Source organism: Kitasatospora sp. CM 4170, from assembly GCF_032110285.1.
GTDB classification, from domain to species: Bacteria; Actinomycetota; Actinomycetes; order Streptomycetales; family Streptomycetaceae; genus Kitasatospora; species Kitasatospora aburaviensis.
This window is the reverse complement of sequence record NZ_CP134877.1, coordinates 2,934,747-2,952,138: the sequence shown is the minus strand read 5'-3', so window position 1 is coordinate 2,952,138 and position 17,392 is coordinate 2,934,747. Positions and strand designations below refer to the sequence as shown.

The following is a 17,392-nucleotide window of genomic DNA, read 5'->3' as shown; positions in this document are numbered from 1 at the left end:
GGCGCCGATCACGCCCGGTCATATTCACAAATGAACATGGATGATGTTCCGGCTTTTTTCTGACAAGGATTTGAACGGATCACGGTTCTGTTACTAGGGTCGAGCCTTGAACCACCGCACAGTCGATCACCCAGCCTGGGTGGCGGCGGAGGTTTACCGCCGAGTTCGCGAAGCAGCGGGGCGGGCCGCAGGCCCGTCCGAGTGGGAGCCCAGTAGTTCGGGGCGCTGTGGAACGGAGCCGGGGAACCATGTTCCTCCGGGGTGAATCGGCGCCAGGTCGGCCGGTGGAACGGCCGGTGAGGCGTCGTAGGGCCTTCTTCCGGCCCGAACCCGTCAGCTCACCCGGTAGGCGGACGTTGGAAGAAGGAGCCCGCCTTCGTGGCGTCCCATCGTCGTCCCAAGCCCGCCGGCCGCGCCCGTGTCTCGATCCTGACCGGTGTAGCCGCCGCCGCCGTCGCCCTCTCCGCGCAGTCCGGTGCCCACGCCGACCCGACGCCGACCAAGGACCAGGTCAAGGAGCAGGTCGACCAGCTCAACGAGCAGGCCGAGGTCGCGACCGAGAAGTACAACGGCGCCCAGGCCAAGCAGCAGGAGCTGCAGAAGCAGGTCGGCGAGTTGCAGGACAAGGTGGCCCGTCAGCAGGCCGCGGTCACCGAGGCCCAGGGCGGCCTCGCCGAGATCGCCGGCGAGCAGTACCGCACCGGCGGCATATCGTCGACCGTCCAGCTGATGCTCTCGTCCAGCCCCGACAACTTCCTCAACCAGGCCGGGGCGCTGACCCAGGCGAGCAGCACCCAGTCCGGCGCGCTGAAGGACCTCCAGGAGCAGCAGCGCAGGCTCGACCAGGACCGCAACGAGGCCCAGGCCAAGCTCGGCGAGCTGGAGACCACCACCCAGCAGCTGAAGGCCTCCAAGGAGGAGGTCCAGGCCAAGCTGGCGAAGGCCCAGGACCTGCTCAACACGCTGACCGAGCAGGAGCGCCGCGCGATCCGCGAGGCCGAGGAGAAGGCCGCCGCCGAGGCGAAGGCCCAGGCGGACGCCGCCGCGAAGGCCGCGAAGGCGAAGGCGGACTCCGAGCGCGCCTCCCGCGACACCAACCGCACCGACCTCTCCGGTTCCGGCTCCGGTTCCGGGTCCGGCTCGGGTGCCGCGACCGCGGACCCCGCCCCGGCCCCCAAGCCGGTCGCCGCGGGCAGCTCGCGCGGTGCCGCCGCGCTCTCCATCGCCGCCGGCAAGGTCGGCAGCCCGTACGTCTACGGCGCCGCGGGCCCGAGCTCCTTCGACTGCTCGGGCCTGATGGTCTGGGCGTTCAACCAGGCCGGCGTGTCGCTGCCGCGCACCTCGCAGGAGCAGGCCCACGCCGGCACCCGGATCGGCTCGGACCTCTCCCAGGCCCAGCCCGGCGACCTGCTGATCTTCTACAGCGACGCCCACCACGTGGGGATCTACGCGGGCAACGGCCAGGTGCTCCACGCGCCCAAGCCGGGTGCCTCGGTGCGCTACGAGGCGGTCTCCAACATGCCGCTGGCCTCCATCGTGCGCGTCTGATCCGCAGTCGGTTCCGACAGGCCCGGTCTCCCCAGGTGGGGAGGCCGGGCCTGCGGCTTTCCCGGCGGATGGGGCTGGTGTCCGATTCCGGGTCAAATATTCGGGTTGGGAGGGGTTTGGACTCGCTTGCCCGGACTCGCTAACGTCTGCCACCGGACTCCCGTCGAGAGCCGCCCACCCCGGCGCGGCCGCGGGGCCGGGCCGCAGGATCGGAGCCGCCGTCGCATGTCCGTGCACCGCCGTTCCCCGCTGTCGGGGGCGCACGCCCTCGCCCGTGCGCTGGTGCTGACCGCCGCGGCCACCACCGTGCTCGGCATGGCGACGGGCGGCCCCGCCCAGGCCGCCCCGGGCGGACCGGACGGGCCGGCCGACCGCAAGGACGTCAAGGCCCAGGTGGAGCAGCTGTACGACGAGGCCGAGCAGGCCTCCGAGCGGTTCAACGCGGCCCAGGAGGCGCAGCAGCAGCTGCAGCACGAGACCGGGACCCTCCAGCAGCAGGTCGCCGTCGCCCAGGACGAGCTCAACCAGCTGCGCGGCGACCTCGCCACCGTGGCCGGTGCCGAGTACCGCGGCGGCGGCATGGCGCAGACCGTCCAGCTGATGCTCGCCACCGACCCCGAGGGGTACCTGGCCACGGCCCGCACCCTCGACCAGGCCGCCGAGCGGCAGAGCGAGACGCTGCGCGAGGTGGTGGCCCGTCAGCGGCGACTCGACCAGCGCCGCACCGAAGCCACCGCCAAGCTCGCCGAGCTGGAACAGACCCGCCGCGCCCTCGCCGAGAGCAAGCAGCAGATCCAGCAGCGGCTGGCCAAGGCGCAGCGGCTGCTGAACAGCCTGGGCGAGGCGGAGCGGGCCCGGATGGCCGCCCAGGACGCCCGCGAGGCCGAGCAGCGCGCCACCCGCGGCACCGACCGGCTCGACCTGGGGACCGCCCCGCCCGCCTCCGAGCGCGGTGCGGCCGCGCTGGCCGCCGCCGTGAAGATGATCGGCTCGCCCTACGTGTACGGATCCACCGGGCCCCGCGCGTTCGACTGCTCCGGTCTGATGTACTGGAGCTGGCGGCAGGCGGGAGTGACCCTGCCGCGCACTTCGCAGGCCCAGGCGTCCGCCGGCCGGCGGGTCAGCCTCTCCGACGCGCGACCGGGAGACCTGGTGATCTTCTACCGGGACATGCACCACGTCGGCATGTACGCCGGCGGCGGGGTGATCGTGCACGCCCCCTACCCGGGCGCGAAGGTGCGGTACGAGAGCGTCAACGCCATGCCCGTCGCGGGGGTGATCCGGCTCTGAGCCGGTCCGGCCGCCCGCCCGCCCCCGCCGACGCCCCCGCCGACCCCGCGGCCCGCCGCTGCGCCCTGTCCCGGCGTGGCGCCCTGCTGCTCGCGGCCGGCGGGCTGGCCCAGCTGTCGCTGCCCTGGGCCGCCCCCGCCGCCCCGGCGGGCGCGGTGGCGGCGGACCGGCGGTCCGAGGTCGCGGCGGTGCTGGCCGCGCGCGCCCGCGCGCTGGCCGCCGGGGCGGCCGGGGTGCCGCTGGCCGAGGCGGCCTACCGCAACCTCGTGCCGGGCCCGGCCGGTGCGCCGGACCGGGCGGCGGTCACCGCCGAACTGGTCGTCCGGGTGGCCGGCTACGACGCGTACCCGGTGGTGCACCAGCGCCGGCTGGAGCTGCTGCGTACCGCGGCCGGCTGGCGGGTGGAACGCGAGGAGGGTGCGGGCGGCCCGCCCCCGCTCTGGGACCTCGGCGCGGTCACGGCCGCGAACGGCGGGCACTGCCTGGTGCTCGGCCTGGCCGGCGGGCCGGACCCGGCCGAGCTCGCCGCGGTGGCCGACCGGGCCGTCCCGGCGGTGAGCGAGGTCTGGGGGAGCGGCTGGCCCGGCCGGCTACTGCTGCACCTGCCCGCCACCGAGGAGCAGTTCGCCCGGCTGCTGGAGGCCGACCCGGACGGCTGGACCGGCATGGCGGCCGTCACCACCGCGGCGTCCGGTGCGCCCTGGCACACCCCGGCCGACCGGGTGCTGGTCAATCCGGAGGCGTACGGGGGGCTGAGCGGCTTCGGCCGTCAGGTGGTCGTCACCCACGAGGCGGTGCACGTGGCGACCAGGGCCGACACCCGGGCCTGGACGCCGCTCTGGCTCTCCGAGGGCGTCGCCGACTGGACGGGCTACCGCGGCTCCGGCCGTACGCCGAAGCAGATCGCCCCCGAGCTCGCCCGCGACGTCGCGGCCGGGCGGCTGCCCACGGCGCTGCCGGCCGACGGGGACTTCACCGCCGGGGCCGCCGGCATCGCCCAGGCGTACGAGCAGTCCTGGCTGGCCTGCGAGGTGATCGCGCGCCGGTACGGCCCGGAGCGGCTGGTCGCGCTCTACCGGGCGGTCGGGGCGTCCGGCCCGGGGGGCGAGGACCGGGAGCCGTGGCTGGACCGCCTGCTCCGGTCGGAACTGGGGCTCGGGCTGGCCGAGTTCACCGCCCTCTGGCTGACCGAGGTCCGGCGGCTCGCCGCCTGAGCGGCCGGCTGCGTGCGGGCCCGGTGGCCGGGCGTCCGGCGGCTAGCGCCGTTCGCCGGTGGTGGCCGGCCGGTCGATGCCGTCCAGCAGGTCCTGCTCGTAGGCGATGCCGGGCCGCACCGGGTAGGCGCCCACCGGCTCCGGCCGCTCCAGCACCACGGTGGCCGGGAGCTGGAGCGTACCGCGGGTCGAGCGCCAGAGCCGGACGCAGGAGAGCACGGCGGCGGCCAGCAGCAGCAGGTTGCGCAGGGCCAGCACGGTGATCGCGCCCGGCTCGCTGCCGACCACCTTGCTGAACATCAGGGGGAACTCCACCAGGGTCAGCGGCGTCGCGGCCAGGATCAGCAGCGCCACCGGCCGCTGGCTGCTGCCGCGCACGGTCAGGCAGACCGCCGCCACGCCGACCAGCCAGACCAGGTACTGCGGGCTGATCACCCGGCTGGTCACGGTGAAGACCAGCAGCGCGGCCAGTGCCGCGTCGTACATGGTCGCCGCGTTGCGGCGGCGGGCGGTGAAGCGCCAGAGCAGCAGCCAGCCGAAGCCCAGCAGGGTGCCGGCCATCATCACCTTGCCGACCACTTCCACCCACGGCCCGAGCATCTCCACCGAGCCGTAGTTCATCATCACCTTGCCGTCCCAGGCCCCGGCGATCCGGGCGAAGTGCAGCGGCAGCGCGCCCACCGACTCCACCTCGACGCCGCGGTCCTTCTGGAACGTCAGGAACTCGAACGCGCCGTTCATCCCCGCCGCGAGCAGGAAGCCCACCGAGACGGCGGCGGCCACCGCGGACGTCCAGGCGCGGCGGGTGCGCCGGCCGGACGGGGTGCCGATCAGGCCGAGCAGCGGCCAGATCTTGACGATCCCGCCCAGGCCCAGCAGCAGGCCGCCGAGCGCCGGGCGGCGGATCAGCGCCAGCAGACCGGCCACCGCGACCGCGGTGACGATCACGTCGTACCGGTTGTAGATCATCGGGCCGAGCAGCGGCACGCCGGCCACCCAGACCCAGGCGCCGGTCAGCGCCCGGCCCTTGCGCACGCCGGTCCGGACCAGCACGGCCATCGTCACCGCGTCCGCGACACCGCAGATCACCCAGAACGAGACCAGGTAGGACCAGGGGAGCAGCCCGGGCAGCATGATCACCAGCGCGGCGCCGGGCGGGTACTGCCAGGTGACGTCGTCCAGCGGGAAGGTGCCGGTCTGCAGCACGCCGTACCAGCCGTGGTAGATCAGCCAGACGTCGGTGGTGATGTCCCCGCCGGGCATCCGCAGCACACCGGTCGCCAGCAGCACGAGCAGCGCCCGGGTGGCCAGCCAGGTCCCTCCCAGGGCGAGGAGCGCCCCGGTGCGCCCGCCGGGGCCGCCGGGGGCACCGGAGGCCGGTGCGGGCTCCCGGCGGACGGCCAGGGCCGTGCCGGGGCCGTCGGCGCCGCTGGATGTACCGGACTCGGTGGCCGGGGCCAACTCCACTGCGCTCCCTCGTTCGTCTCGGACGTCCCACCGGAGGCGCCGCGCGACGGACGCCCGGGCGGTCGGTGGAGGGCGCTGCGCCGTCGTCCGGGCGGGCCCCACCGGCTGCCTAGGTACTAGGACAGACCCGGGGGTGGAACGGTTGCCGTGCACGGATGCGTTCCCGGCGGGTCGTGGTGTTGACCTATCGTACGGATCACCCAGCGGTACACCGAGCACCCCCCGACCGAGCGAGCCGTGGCCCGATGCACAAGACCTTGATCGTCACCAACGACTTCCCGCCCAGGCCCGGCGGTATCCAGGCCTTCGTCCACAACATGGCTGTCCGTCAGCCCGCCGGGAGCATCGTGGTGTACGCCTCGACCTGGCGCGACGGCAGCGAGGTGGCGCGCTTCGACGCCGAACAGCCCTTCCCGGTGATCCGGGACCGCACGAAGGTGATGGTTCCCACACCGCGGGTCACCCGCCGGGCCGCCGAGATCCTCCGCGCGGAGGGCTGCGACGCCGTCTGGTTCGGCGCGGCCGCCCCGCTCGGGCTGATGGCGCCCGCGCTGCGCCGGGCCGGGGCCGGCCGGCTGCTCGGCATGACGCACGGGCACGAGGCGGCCTGGGCCCAGCTCCCGGCCGCGCGGCAGCTGCTGCGCCGGATCGGCGCGGGCACCGACACCCTGACCTACCTCGGCGAGTACACCCGCTCCCGGATCGCCGGCGCGGTCGGCCCGGAGGCGGCCGCTCGGATGGTGCAGCTGCCGCCGGGCGTGGACGAGGCGACCTTCCACCCGGAGTCCGGCGGGGCCGAGGTGCGCCGCCGGCTCGGCCTGGCGGACCGCCCGGTGGTGGTCTGCGTCTCCCGGCTGGTGCCGCGCAAGGGTCAGGACACCCTGATCGAGGCGATGCCGCAGATCCTCGCCGACGTGCCGGACGCCGTGCTGCTGATCGTCGGCGGCGGCCCGTACCGGGCGGACCTGGAGAAGCTCGTCGACGCCCGGGGCGTGCGCGCCTCGGTGATGTTCACCGGCTCGGTGCCGTGGGAGGAGCTGCCGGCGCACTACGGCGCCGGGGACGTTTTCGCGATGCCCTGCCGCACCCGGCGGGGCGGGCTGGACGTCGAGGGCCTGGGCATCGTCTACCTGGAGGCCTCGGCGACCGGGCTGCCGGTCGTGGCCGGGGACTCCGGGGGTGCGCCGGACGCGGTGCTGGAGGGCGAGACCGGCTACGTGGTCCCGGGCGGTTCGCCGGCCGCGTCGGCCGAGCGGATCGTCCGGCTGCTGAAGGACGAGGAGCTGCGGCGCCGGATGGGCGCGGCCGGCCGCCGCTGGGTGGAGCGCTCCTGGCGCTGGGACCTGCTGGCCGGGCGGCTCACCTCGCTGCTGGCCGGCTCCGACCGCCCGTAGACGGCCGGTGCGGCCCGCCCCACCGTTCAGGGGGCGGGCCGCACCGGGGTTCGGGGGTCAGCGCTGGTAGATGGCCTCGACGTCGGCCGCGAAGTCCTTCAGCACGACGTTGCGCTTGAGCTTGAGCGAGGGCGTGAGGTGCCCGCTCTCCTCCGAGAAGACGGTGTCCAGCAGGCGGAACTTCTTGACCGCCTCGGCATGCGAGACGGCCGCGTTGCCGTCGTCGACCGCGGACTGGATGGCGGCCAGCAGGTCCGGGTCCTCGCGCAGCTCGGCGAGCGTGGCCGTGGCCGGCTTGCCGTTCAGCTCCTTCCACTTCGGGAAGAAGTCCTCGTCCACGGTGACCAGGCAGCCGATGAACGGCCTGCGGTCGCCGACCACCATCACCTCGCCGATCAGGGCGTGCGCCCGGATCCGGTCCTCGATCACCGCCGGGGCGACGTTCTTGCCGCCCGCGGTGACGATGATCTCCTTCTTCCGGCCGGTGATGGTGAGGTAGCCCTCGGAGTCCAGCGAGCCGATGTCGCCGGTGGCGATCCAGCCGTCGTTGAGGGTGGCGGCGGTGGCCTCGGGGTTGTTCCAGTAGCCGGTGAACACCTGCGGGCCCTTGAACAGGACCTCGCCGTCCTCGGCGACCCGGACGGCCGAGCCGGGCAGCGGCTGGCCGACCGTACCGATCTTCGGCTTGTCCCACGGGTTGAAGGCGGTGGCCGCACAGGTCTCGGTGAGGCCGTAGCCCTCCAGGACGGTGAAGCCGATGCCCCGGTAGAAGTGGCCGAGCCGCTCGCCGAGCGGGGCGCCGCCGGAGATCGCGTGGGTGGCCCGACCGCCGAGCGCGGCGCGCAGCTTGCTGTAGACCAGCTTGTCGAAGACCGCGTGCTTGATCCGCAGGACCAGGCCGGCGCCGCCGGCGTCCAGCGCGCGGCTGTACGCGATCGCGGTGTCGGCCGCCTTGTCGAAGATCTTGCCCTTGCCGTCGGCCTGGGCCTTGGCACGGGCGGTGTTGAAGACCTTCTCGAAGACTCTGGGCACGCCCAGGATCAGGGTCGGGCGGAAGGCGGCGAGCTCGGCGGTGACGTCCTTGATGTCCGAGACGTGGCCGAGCTTGATCGGCGCCATCGCCGGGGCGATCTCGGCGATCCGGGCCAGCACGTGGGCCAGCGGCAGGAAGAGCAGCACCGAGCTCTCGCCGGTGCGGAACAGCGGCGCCAGGCGCTCGACCACGTTGCCGCACTCGGCCATGAAGTTGGCGTGGGTGAGCTGACAGCCCTTCGGCCGGCCCGTGGTGCCCGAGGTGTAGACGATGGTGGCGATCGCGTCGGCGTTCGCCACCGAGCGGCGCTCGTCGACGGTGGCCTCGGTGACGTCCTGCCCGGCCGCGGCCAGCGCGCCCAGCGCGCCGTTCTCGATCTGCCAGGTGTGCTTCAGCTCCGGCAGGCGCTCGCGGACCTCCGCGACCACCGCGGCGTGCTGGTCGGTCTCGGTGAGGACGGCGACCGCCCCGGAGTCGCCGAGGATCCACTCGACCTGCTCGGCTGAGGAGGTCTCGTACACCGGCACGGTGATCGCGCCGGCGGTCCAGATCGCGAAGTCCAGCAGGGTCCACTCGTAGCGGGTGCGGGACATCAGCCCCACCCGGTCGCCGGGCGCGATGCCCGCGGCGATCAGGCCCTTCGCGGCGGCGCGCACCTCGACCAGGAACTGGGCGGCCGTCAACTCCTGCCACTGGCCGTCCACCTTGCGGCTGAGCACCGCGACGTCGGGGTGCCGCTCGGCGTTCTGGTGCACGAGGTCGGAGAGGTTACCGCCGCTCGGTACCTGGTAGAGGGCCGGAAGGCTGAAGTCGAGCAAGACTGCTCCTCGTTCGCGACGCTGCGGGACGGCAGGACGTTACTGCCCGGTAGGCAGCTTCGACCAGGGGGGTCGGCTCCGGTGTTCGAAGTGTCACACCTTTACCCGTCCGACCAGGCCGTGACCGGGTCGTTCGACTGGCACCCTACGGCAGCGCCCCGGTGACCGGTCGGTAGCCCGCCCTCCCCGCCCCGGCCGCCCCGCCCGGAGCGCCCCGGGCGGGCCGAGCCCCGGGCCGGACGGCGGTGCCGGGCGCGATAGCCTGCTCCGGGCGCACCCGACCGAGCAGGCTCGGCCGGGCCGGCAGCAAGGGACGACGCGGAGGGCCATTCCATGGCGGAGCACACCAGGTCGAGCATCACCATCGACGCGACCCCGGCGGCAGTGATGGCCGTGATCGCCGACTTCGCCGCCTACCCGGCGTGGACCGGCGAGGTCACCGAGGTCGAGGTGCTGGAGCGCGACGAGAACGGCCGCGCAGCCCAGGTGCGCCTGGTGCTCGACGCCGGCGCGATCCGTGACGAGCACGTCCTCGCCTACACCTGGGACGACGACCGCGAGGTCGGCTGGACCCTGGTGCGCAGCCAGATGCTCCGCTCGCTGGACGGCTCCTACGCGCTCGCCCCGCTCGGCGGCGGCCGCACCGAGGTGACCTACCAGCTCGCCGTCGACGTCAAGATCCCGATGCTCGGCATGATCAAGCGCAAGGCGGAGAAGGTCATCATCGACCGGGCCCTGGCCGGCCTGAAGAAGCGTGTCGAGGACACCGGCGCCGGGAAGCGCGCCGAGGGCTGACACCGAGGAACGGGGGCAGGACCGCATGACGGCGACACGCACCATCCTGGTCAGCGGTGACGCGGCGGCACCCACGGTGGCGGCCGCCACCGCGCTGCACGCCGCCCGGCAGGGGCACCGCACCCTGCTGCTGGCCGCCGACGACCCGCACCGCACCCTGGACACCGTCCTCGGCACCCGGCTGGAGCCGGAACCCACCGCCTGGGCCCCCGGGCTGGACGCCCTCCGGATCGACGAGCAGGCCGCCTTCCGGCACACCCTCGGCGAGATCGGCGGCCGGCTCAAGCCCGCCCTCGACCTGCTCGGCGCCGACCCGCTCGACCCCGAGGAGCTCACCGCCCTCCCCGGCACGGCCCGGCTCGCCCTGCTGCGCGCCCTGCCCGCCGCCGAGGCCGACGTCCTGGTGGTGCTCGCCCCGCCGCCCGCCGAGCTGATCGCCACCCTCGCCCTGCCCGAGCAGCTGGAGCGCTACCTCGCCCGGCTCGTCCCCGAGCAGCGCCAGGCGGCCCGGGCGCTGCGCCCGCTGCTGGCCGGTCTCGCCGGGGTGCCGATGCCCGCCGACTGGCTGTACGAGACCCGGACCAAGGCGGCCGACGCGCTCGCCGCCGCCCGGGCCGCGATCACCGCCCCCGGCACCAGCGTGCGGCTGGTCGCCGGCGCCGACGGCCACCCGTTCGACGAGCTGCGCCGGATCCGCGCCGGCCTGGCCCTGCACGGCCACCGGCCGGACGCCGTCGTCCTCCACGGCGTGCTCCCGGACGCCGCCGCCGACTCGCCGGACCCGTGGCTGGCCGGGCTGGCCCGCCGCCGCCGCGAGGAACTGGCCGAGCTCGCCGCGGCGAGCGACGTCCCGGTGCTGGCCACCGGCCCCGCCGAGGCCACCCTGGAGGCCGTCGCCGACCGCCTCTACGGCACCGGGCCCGGCCCGGCCCCGCTGGCCCCCGGGCCGTGGACCGTCGAGGACCGGCTGGCCGAGGAGGGCCTGCTGGTCTGGCACCTCGCGCTGCCCGGCGCCGAGCGCGCCGACCTCGACCTCGTCCGCCGCGGCGACGAACTGGTGGTCGGGCTCGGCGCCCACCGCCGGATCCTCCCGCTGCCCTCGGCGCTGCGTCGTTGCACAGTCGCCGGCGCGGGGCTCCAGGACGGGGCGCTCGCCGTCCGCTTCGCGCCCGACCCGGCGCTCTGGCCCCGCGGCTGAGCCCGGCCCTGCCTGCCCGGCCGGGGCTGCCTTCCTGCCCTGCCTGTCCTGCCCTGCCTGCCCGGCCCAGGCTGCCTGTCCGGCCCGGTCTGCCTGCTCTGCCCGGTCCTGCCGGGCGTGCGACGAGATCGGCCGGACGGGCTCCGTCGGGCCGTCCGGTAGCGTCGGAGGCAGTGGCCGCAGGCGCGGCCGGAGCCGAGGAGACGCGCGATGACCACCGCCGACGACCGCACCGAGCAGGCCGCCGAGCACCCCTTCGGCCCGGAGCTGGGCCCGCTGGTGGACGAGGTGCGCCGGCTGGCCGCCGCCGTCGGCCAGAAGGCGCAGGAGGCGAGCGCCGACACCCTGATCTCGCTGGCCGGCTTCGCCGACCGCCTGCGCGAGCAGCAGCCCGACGTGTACGGGCACCTGGCCGCCGCGGGGAGCGGCCTGGCCGCGGTCGGCGGTGAGCTGGTGGCCGCCTACCGGGCCGCCGTGGCCGGCCACGAGCACCGCTGGACCGCCGGCGACCCCGCCCGCAGCGAGCGCATCGACCTCGACACCCCTGACGGGCCGTCCGACAAGCAGTGAAGCCCTGACATCCGACCGGTGATCGGCCGGATCCCGACCGTGACAAACCGGGTGGGAATGTACGACTTTTGAAGGAGTCCGGCGCGGTTGCCGCCAAATTGTCTTCGGTTAATGTATGCGACGGTGTGTACGGGGGCTGGGTTGGGCGGTAGCGTTCCGTCCAGCGGGAACGAGTGAATAGCTGAGGGACACATGGCTCTGACCATCGGCGTCGACGTCGGCGGGACCAAGATCGCGGCAGGCGTGGTCAACGAGGCGGGCGAGATCCTGGCCCGGACCAGGGTGCCCACCCCGGCCGACCCCCAGTGGGCCGTCGACGCCATCGCGCAGGCCGTACGCGAGCTCAAGGAGCAGTACCCCGACGTGGTCGCGGCCGGCATCGGCGCCCCCGGCTTCGTCGACCGCGGCCGCTCGACGGTGATCTTCGCCCCCAACATCGACTGGGAGGACGAACCGCTGCGCACCCGGATCGAGGAGCTCACCGGCCTCGACACCGTGGTCGAGAACGACGCCAACTGCGCCGCCTGGGCGGAGTTCCGCTTCGGCGCCGCCGCCGACCACGAGGACATGGTGCTGATCACCGTCGGCACCGGCATCGGCGGCGGGATCGTGCTGGACGGCCGGCTGCACCGTGGCCGGTTCGGCGTGGCCGGCGAGATCGGCCACCTCAACATGATCCCGGACGGCCTGCCCTGCGGCTGCGGTGGCCGGGGCTGCTGGGAGCAGTACGGCTCCGGCCGGGCGCTGCGCCGCTACGGCCGCGAGAACGCCGCCGCCGACCCGATCCGCGGCTCGCGCATGCTGGAGCTCAACGACGGCGTGGCCGAGACGATCCGCGGCATCCACATCACCCAGGCCGCCGAGGAGGGCGACCCGCTCGCCCTGGAGTGCTACGCCGAGCTGGCCGACTGGCTGGGCCGGGGCATGGCCGACCTGGCCGCGCTCTTCGACCCCGGGGTGTTCGTGCTGGGCGGCGGCGTCTCGGACTCCGGCCGACTGCTGCTCGACCCGGTCGCCAAGGCCTTCGAGCACTACCTGACCGGGGGGGTGCACCGCCCGCGCGCCGAGGTGGTGCTCGCCTCGATGGGCTCGGCCGCCGGCATCGCCGGTGCGGCCGACCTGGCCCGCACCGTCTGACCGCGGGCCCGCACCCCCGACGGCGGCGCGACCGGAGCTCCGGTCGCGCCGTCGCCGTGTTCCGCCCCGCCCGGCGGCCCGCTGCCGTACGGTCGTCACCGGAGCGCCACCGGACGCACGGGGAGGACCGCGCATGACCACCGGACCGACCGAGCTGCCGTCGCCCGGACCGGGACGGCTGCGGCTGCTCAGCTACAACGTCCGCTCGCTGCGCGACGACCGGCAGGCCCTGGCCCGGGTGATCCGGGCCTGCGAGCCGGACATCGTCTGCATCCAGGAGTCGCCGCGCTACTGGCGCCCGCAGGGCCAGGCGGCCTGGCTCGCCCGGCAGACCGGCACCGTGGTGCTGGCCGGCGGCGGCCGGCTCGCGGCCGGCCCGCTGCTGCTCGGCCGGCTCGCGGTGGACGTGCTCGGCGTGCACGACCGGCTGCTGCCCAAGACCCGCGGCCTGCACGCGCGCGGCTTCGCCGGCGCCGTGGTCCGGGTGGCCGGCTCGGTGCCGTTCTCCGTGACCAGCTGTCACCTGAGCCTGGACCCGGACGAGCGGTACGGCCAGTTCGGGATGCTGCTCGACCAGCTGCGGATCGCCGGCCCCGGGGTGGTGGCGGGCGACTTCAACGAGCACCCGGACGGGCCCGGTTGGCGCCTGCTGGCCGAGCGGCTGCAGGACGGCCACCCGGCCGCGCCCTGGGGCGGGGAGTTCACGTCCGTCCCGGACAACCCCTACCAGCGGATCGACGCCGTCTTCGCCACCCCCGACGTCCGGGTCCTCGCCTGCGGTGTCCCGCACGGGCTGCCCGGGGTCACCGAGGCCGACCTGCGGGCCGCCACCGACCACCTGCCGGTGCTCGCCGTCCTGGAGCTGCCGACCGGCTGAGCCGGCCGGGCCGCGGCGGCGCCGGGTCGGCGCGGCCGGGCGGGCTGTGTCGGCCGAGGCGCCGCCCCGGCCGAGGGGGCGTCAGACGACGGCGCCGCCGTGCGGGTCCTCGGGCTCGTCCTCGTCGCGCTCCTTCATCCGGACCACCAGCGTGACGAAGCCGCCGAGGAAGGCGGTCACGCCCACCCAGGCCGGCCAGCCGGAGACCTCGCGCCAGACCACCGCGTCGAAGAGCAGCAGCGCCGGGCCGCCGAGCACGGCCAGCCAGGCGAACTTGGCGGTGGTGTCGGCCGGGGGCAGCGGCGGCGGCTCCGGCGGGACGAAGTGCTCCTCGTCCGTCTCCGCGGCCAGCTCGAAATCGCGCGGGCCCGAGCCGGCGGCGGGCATCACCGGCCGGCCCGACCGGGGGCGGGGCTGCGGCGCGAGGTCGGAGAGGTCGTCCGGATCGGTGCGCGGCCGGGAGCCGTCCTTGAAGCCGCCCTTCAGCTCGCCGCGGGCGCGCAGGTCCTCGATCTCCGGCCAGTCCGGATTGTTGAGGTCGACGGGGTCGTCGAACTGGGCGACCAGCGCGGCGAAGATCTCGTCCTGCTCGGCCTGGCTGCGCTCGGGCGCGCGCCGCACCCGCGGCGGCTCGGCGGCCCCCTGCGCCCGGCCCGCGGCGGCGGGCGCACCGCCGTCGGCCTTGCCCGCTCCGGGGGCCCCGGTCCCGGACCCGCCAGGCTCGGCCCCGTCCAGGTCGGCCCTGCCGCGGTCCGCCTTGTCGAGGTCGGCCCGGCCCGCGTCGGCCCCGGCCGGTCCGGCTCCCGCGGCCCCGGCCGCCCTGGTGTCCTGGGCCTTCGTGTCCTGGGCCTTCGTGTCCTGCGCGTCCTCGCGGGGCGCCTCGTCCTCGCCGCCCGCCGTGCTGCTCTCGTGCACTTCCGGCCCTTCAGCCCTGGTGATCGTCGGATTCGACCCGGGTGGCGCCCGCCGTGTGCGCGGAAGCCAGCCGTCGGATGAAGTCCACACTGGCCGCGAATATTTCCGGCGCGTCGTGGTCCAGCGTCGCGACGTGGTAGCTGCGCTGGCACAGCCGCTCCGTCACGTCGGTCGAGGATATCCGGGCCAGCACCAGTTCGGAGTTGGCCGCGGAGACGACGTGGTCCTGCGAGCTGTGGAAGAGCAGCACCGGCTGGGTCACCTGCGGCAGCCGGCCCTGGACCTCCTTCCAGAGCCGGGCGAGCGACCACGCGGCGTGCAGGGGCGTCCGGTCGTAGCCGACCTCGACCGCGTCCGGCCGGGCGATGTCGTTGGCCACCCCGGCCAGGCTCGGCACCAGGTGCCGCAGCACCGGCAGGAGCACACTCGCGGGGTTGTCCGAGCGCACCGACGGGTTGACCAGCACCAGCCCGGAGACGGCCGGACCGTGCAGCGCGGCCAGCCGCAGCGCCAGCGCGGAGCCCATCGACAGCGCGCAGACGAAGACCTGCTCGCACTCGGCCGACAGCGCCAGCAGCTCGCGCTCGACCTCGGCGTACCAGTCCTCCCAGCGGGTGACCTGCATGTCCTGCCAGCGGGTGCCGTGCCCGGGCAGCAGCGGCACCGAGACCGTGAAGCCGGCCTCCGCCAGCTCCTCGGCCCACGGGCGCAGCGACTGCGGCGAGCCGGTGAACCCGTGGCAGAGCAGGACGCCCACCGGCCCGCCCCGGTGACGGTACGGTTCGGCACCGGGCAGCAGCGGCATGGCGGACTCCTTCGCGGGCGGGGACGCTGGAGGACGGTCGGGGACGCTGGAGAACGAGGGGGCGGGGGAGGCGCCGGCAGGGGCGCGCGGGAGCGGGAGCTGCGGGAACCGCATCGTCCCACGGGTGCGCCCGCGCCGTACACCCCGCGGGACGGGGGGCCGGACGCCCGGTGGCGGACTCCGCCGGGCGGCCCGCCGGGGCGGGGCGGGGCGCGGACGGCGGTCGCGGGGCATTAGGATCGACCGGTCCGCATAACAGGAGGCCCGGGTTGTTCTACCGACTGATGAAGATGATCGTCGCGCCACTGCTTCGGATCTTCTTCCGGCCGTGGATCGAGGGCGAGGAGAACATCCCCGCCGAGGGTGCCGCGATCATCGCGAGCAATCACCTCTCCTTCTCGGACTCCTTCTTCTTCCCCGCGCTGATCAAGCGCCGGGTGACCTTCATCGCCAAGGCCGAGTACTTCAACACCCCCGGTGTGAAGGGCAAGCTGACGGCCGCCTTCTTCAAGGGCGTCGGCCAGCTCCCGGTCGACCGCTCGGGTGTGCGCGGCGCCGGCGAGGCGGCGATCCGCAGCGCGATCGCGGTGCTGGAGCGCGGCGAGCTGTTCGGCGTCTACCCGGAGGGCACCCGGTCGCCCGACGGCAAGCTCTACCGCGGCAAGGTCGGCGGGCTGGCCCGCGTCGCGCTGGCCACCGGCGCGCCGGTGATCCCGGTCGCGATGATCGACACCGAGAAGGTGCAGCCGCCCGGCCAGGTCGTCCCCAACTTCGGCATCCGTCCGGGCATCCGGATCGGCCGCCCGCTGGACTTCTCCCGCTACCACGGCATGGAGAACGACCGCTTCATCCTCCGTTCCGTGACGGACGAGGTGATGTACGAGATCATGCGCCTCTCCGGCCAGGAGTACGTGGACATCTACGCGACCGCCGCCAAGCGGCAGATCGCCGACGACAAGAAGCGTGCGGACGCCGAGCGCAAGGCCGTCCAGAAGGCCGAGCAGGCCGCCGCCAAGGCGGAGAAGGCCGAGGCGGAGAAGGCCGAGAAGGCCCAGAAGGCGGCCGAGCAGGAGCAGCAGGAGAACGGGTCGGCGTAGGGCCGTCCGGGGGGAGGGGCGATGACGGACGGCAGCAGAACCGGAGCGGTCGGCGGGGCGGTCGCGGCGGGCGGCATGTCCGTCGAGCTTCCGCTCTGGCAGGCCATGTCGTCCTTCCGGATCCTGGCGCTCGCCTACGCGGTGCTGCGCTACTTCGACTCCTTCATGGACTTCCGCCACCCCGTCGCGGGCTGGATCTACCTCGGCGCGCTGACGCTCTGGACGCTGGCCAGCACCCGCGCCTTCGCCGGGCCGCAGCGCTGCACCTGGTACGTGCTCGGCACCGACCTCACCTTCGCCGTCACCGGGATCGTGATGAGCGGGCTGACCGACCACCCCGACCGGATCAGCCACGGCGCGCCCACCCTGCCCACCATCTGGGCGGCCGGCACCGTGCTCGGCTTCGCCGGCAAGGGCGGCTGGCGCTGGGCGGCCGCGGCCGGCTCCGTGATCGGGGTGGCCAACATCCTCGGCCACGGCGGCCCGACCGGCGACAACATCCACAACATCGTGCTGCTGCTGGTCGCCGGCTGCGCGATCGGCTACGTGATCGAACTGGCCCGGGCCAGCGAGGCGACGCTCACCCGGGCGCTCCAGGTGGAGGCCGCCACCCGCGAGCGCGAGCGGCTCTCCCGGGACATCCACGACGGCGTGCTCCAGGTGCTCGCGCTGGTCCAGCGGCGCGGCGGCGAGCCCGGCGCGGACTTCGCCGAGCTCGGCCGGCTGGCCGGTGAACAGGAACGCGCACTTCGGGCGCTGATGAGCGGCGGCCCGCTGCCCGCCCAGCGCACCCCGCTGGAGCCGCAGGACCTGCGCACCCTGCTGGGCCCGTACGCGGACGAGCGGATCACGCTCTCCGCCCCGGGCACCCCGGTGCTGCTGCCCGCCCGGGCCGCAGGCGAGCTGGCGGCCGCGGTCGGCGCCGCGGTGGACAACGTCCGCCGGCACGCCGGGTCCGGGGCCCGTGCCTGGATCCTGGTCGAGGACGAGCCGGACACCGTCACGGTCAGCATCCGCGACGACGGCCCGGGCTTCGCCCCCGGCCGGCTGGGCGAGGCGGAACGGGCCGGCCGGCTGGGCGTCTCCCAGTCGATCCGCGGCCGCCTGCAGGACCTCGGCGGCACGGCCGAGCTGTACTCGGCGCCCGGGGAGGGCGTCGAGGTCGAACTCCGCGTCCCGAGGAAGGGCTCCGATGACCGACCAGCCGACCACTGACGGGCCGACCGCCGACGGG

15 protein-coding genes and 1 riboswitch are annotated in these 17,392 nt (G+C 74.8%); of the genes, 11 read left to right on the top strand and 4 right to left on the bottom strand.

Annotation, left to right across the window (positions count from 1 at the left end; translation table 11 throughout):
* Nucleotides 1–213 precede the first annotated feature (213 nt).
* A riboswitch (cyclic di-AMP (ydaO/yuaA leader) is annotated at nucleotides 214–368 on the top strand.
* 10 nt (nucleotides 369–378) lie between these two features.
* From RMN57_RS11980 to RMN57_RS11970, 3 genes are all read left to right on the top strand, one after another.
* Nucleotides 379–1,548 (top strand): NlpC/P60 family protein, encoded by a 1,170-nt coding sequence (locus RMN57_RS11980; RefSeq protein ID WP_313763382.1) that lies wholly within the window; start codon nucleotides 379–381, stop codon nucleotides 1,546–1,548.
* Nucleotides 1,549–1,773: 225 nt separating this feature from the next.
* Nucleotides 1,774–2,838 carry an NlpC/P60 family protein gene (locus RMN57_RS11975; RefSeq protein ID WP_313763381.1) on the top strand — a complete coding sequence of 355 codons (1,065 nt, stop codon included), beginning with the start codon at nucleotides 1,774–1,776 and terminating at the stop codon, nucleotides 2,836–2,838.
* A gap of 188 nt (nucleotides 2,839–3,026) precedes the next feature.
* A complete protein-coding gene (locus tag RMN57_RS11970; RefSeq protein ID WP_313763380.1) occupies nucleotides 3,027–4,052 on the top strand; it encodes a hypothetical protein in 1,026 nt (341 codons plus the stop codon).
* 42 nt (nucleotides 4,053–4,094) lie between these two features.
* On the opposite strand, the gene RMN57_RS11965 is transcribed toward RMN57_RS11970, so the two are convergent.
* Nucleotides 4,095–5,519, bottom strand: coding sequence for a glycosyltransferase family 87 protein (locus RMN57_RS11965; RefSeq protein WP_313763379.1), 1,425 nt, complete (start codon nucleotides 5,517–5,519; stop codon nucleotides 4,095–4,097).
* Between the two features lie 245 nt (nucleotides 5,520–5,764).
* Between RMN57_RS11965 and RMN57_RS11960 the strand changes: the two genes are divergently transcribed.
* Entirely contained in the window at nucleotides 5,765–6,913 is a 1,149-nt protein-coding gene (locus RMN57_RS11960) for a glycosyltransferase family 4 protein (RefSeq protein ID WP_313763378.1), read from the top strand.
* 57 nt (nucleotides 6,914–6,970) lie between these two features.
* Here RMN57_RS11960 and RMN57_RS11955 read toward each other — a convergent pair whose 3' ends face one another.
* Nucleotides 6,971–8,764, bottom strand: a complete 1,794-nt coding sequence (locus RMN57_RS11955) for an AMP-dependent synthetase/ligase (protein WP_313763377.1) — start codon at nucleotides 8,762–8,764, stop codon at nucleotides 6,971–6,973.
* 333 nt (nucleotides 8,765–9,097) lie between these two features.
* Between RMN57_RS11955 and RMN57_RS11950 the strand changes: the two genes are divergently transcribed.
* From RMN57_RS11950 to RMN57_RS11930, 5 genes are all read left to right on the top strand, one after another.
* On the top strand, nucleotides 9,098–9,559 hold the full coding sequence (locus tag RMN57_RS11950; RefSeq protein WP_238740413.1) for an SRPBCC family protein: 462 nt from the start codon (nucleotides 9,098–9,100) through the stop codon (nucleotides 9,557–9,559).
* A gap of 25 nt (nucleotides 9,560–9,584) precedes the next feature.
* Nucleotides 9,585–10,757: an ArsA-related P-loop ATPase gene (locus RMN57_RS11945; RefSeq protein ID WP_313763376.1), complete on the top strand. Its 1,173-nt coding sequence runs from the start codon at nucleotides 9,585–9,587 to the stop codon at nucleotides 10,755–10,757.
* A gap of 210 nt (nucleotides 10,758–10,967) precedes the next feature.
* Nucleotides 10,968–11,327 (top strand): DUF5304 family protein, encoded by a 360-nt coding sequence (locus tag RMN57_RS11940; RefSeq protein WP_313763375.1) that lies wholly within the window; start codon nucleotides 10,968–10,970, stop codon nucleotides 11,325–11,327.
* 192 nt (nucleotides 11,328–11,519) lie between these two features.
* On the top strand, nucleotides 11,520–12,464 hold the full coding sequence (locus tag RMN57_RS11935) for an ROK family glucokinase (protein WP_313763374.1): 945 nt from the start codon (nucleotides 11,520–11,522) through the stop codon (nucleotides 12,462–12,464).
* 133 nt (nucleotides 12,465–12,597) lie between these two features.
* Nucleotides 12,598–13,341, top strand: a complete 744-nt coding sequence (locus RMN57_RS11930) for an endonuclease/exonuclease/phosphatase family protein (protein WP_313763373.1) — start codon at nucleotides 12,598–12,600, stop codon at nucleotides 13,339–13,341.
* A gap of 81 nt (nucleotides 13,342–13,422) precedes the next feature.
* Here RMN57_RS11930 and RMN57_RS11925 read toward each other — a convergent pair whose 3' ends face one another.
* Nucleotides 13,423–14,256: a hypothetical protein gene (locus RMN57_RS11925; RefSeq protein WP_313763372.1), complete on the bottom strand. Its 834-nt coding sequence runs from the start codon at nucleotides 14,254–14,256 to the stop codon at nucleotides 13,423–13,425.
* A gap of 10 nt (nucleotides 14,257–14,266) precedes the next feature.
* Nucleotides 14,267–15,061 (bottom strand): alpha/beta fold hydrolase, encoded by a 795-nt coding sequence (locus tag RMN57_RS11920; protein WP_313763371.1) that lies wholly within the window; start codon nucleotides 15,059–15,061, stop codon nucleotides 14,267–14,269.
* Nucleotides 15,062–15,330: 269 nt separating this feature from the next.
* On the opposite strand from RMN57_RS11920, the gene RMN57_RS11915 reads away from it, so the two are divergent.
* Both RMN57_RS11915 and macS read left to right on the top strand, forming a co-directional pair.
* Nucleotides 15,331–16,158, top strand: coding sequence for a lysophospholipid acyltransferase family protein (locus RMN57_RS11915; RefSeq protein ID WP_380233545.1), 828 nt, complete (start codon nucleotides 15,331–15,333; stop codon nucleotides 16,156–16,158).
* Between the two features lie 21 nt (nucleotides 16,159–16,179).
* Complete coding sequence (gene macS / locus RMN57_RS11910) at nucleotides 16,180–17,373, top strand: MacS family sensor histidine kinase (protein WP_313763370.1); 1,194 nt, start codon at nucleotides 16,180–16,182, stop codon at nucleotides 17,371–17,373.
* Nucleotides 17,374–17,392 lie beyond the last annotated feature (19 nt).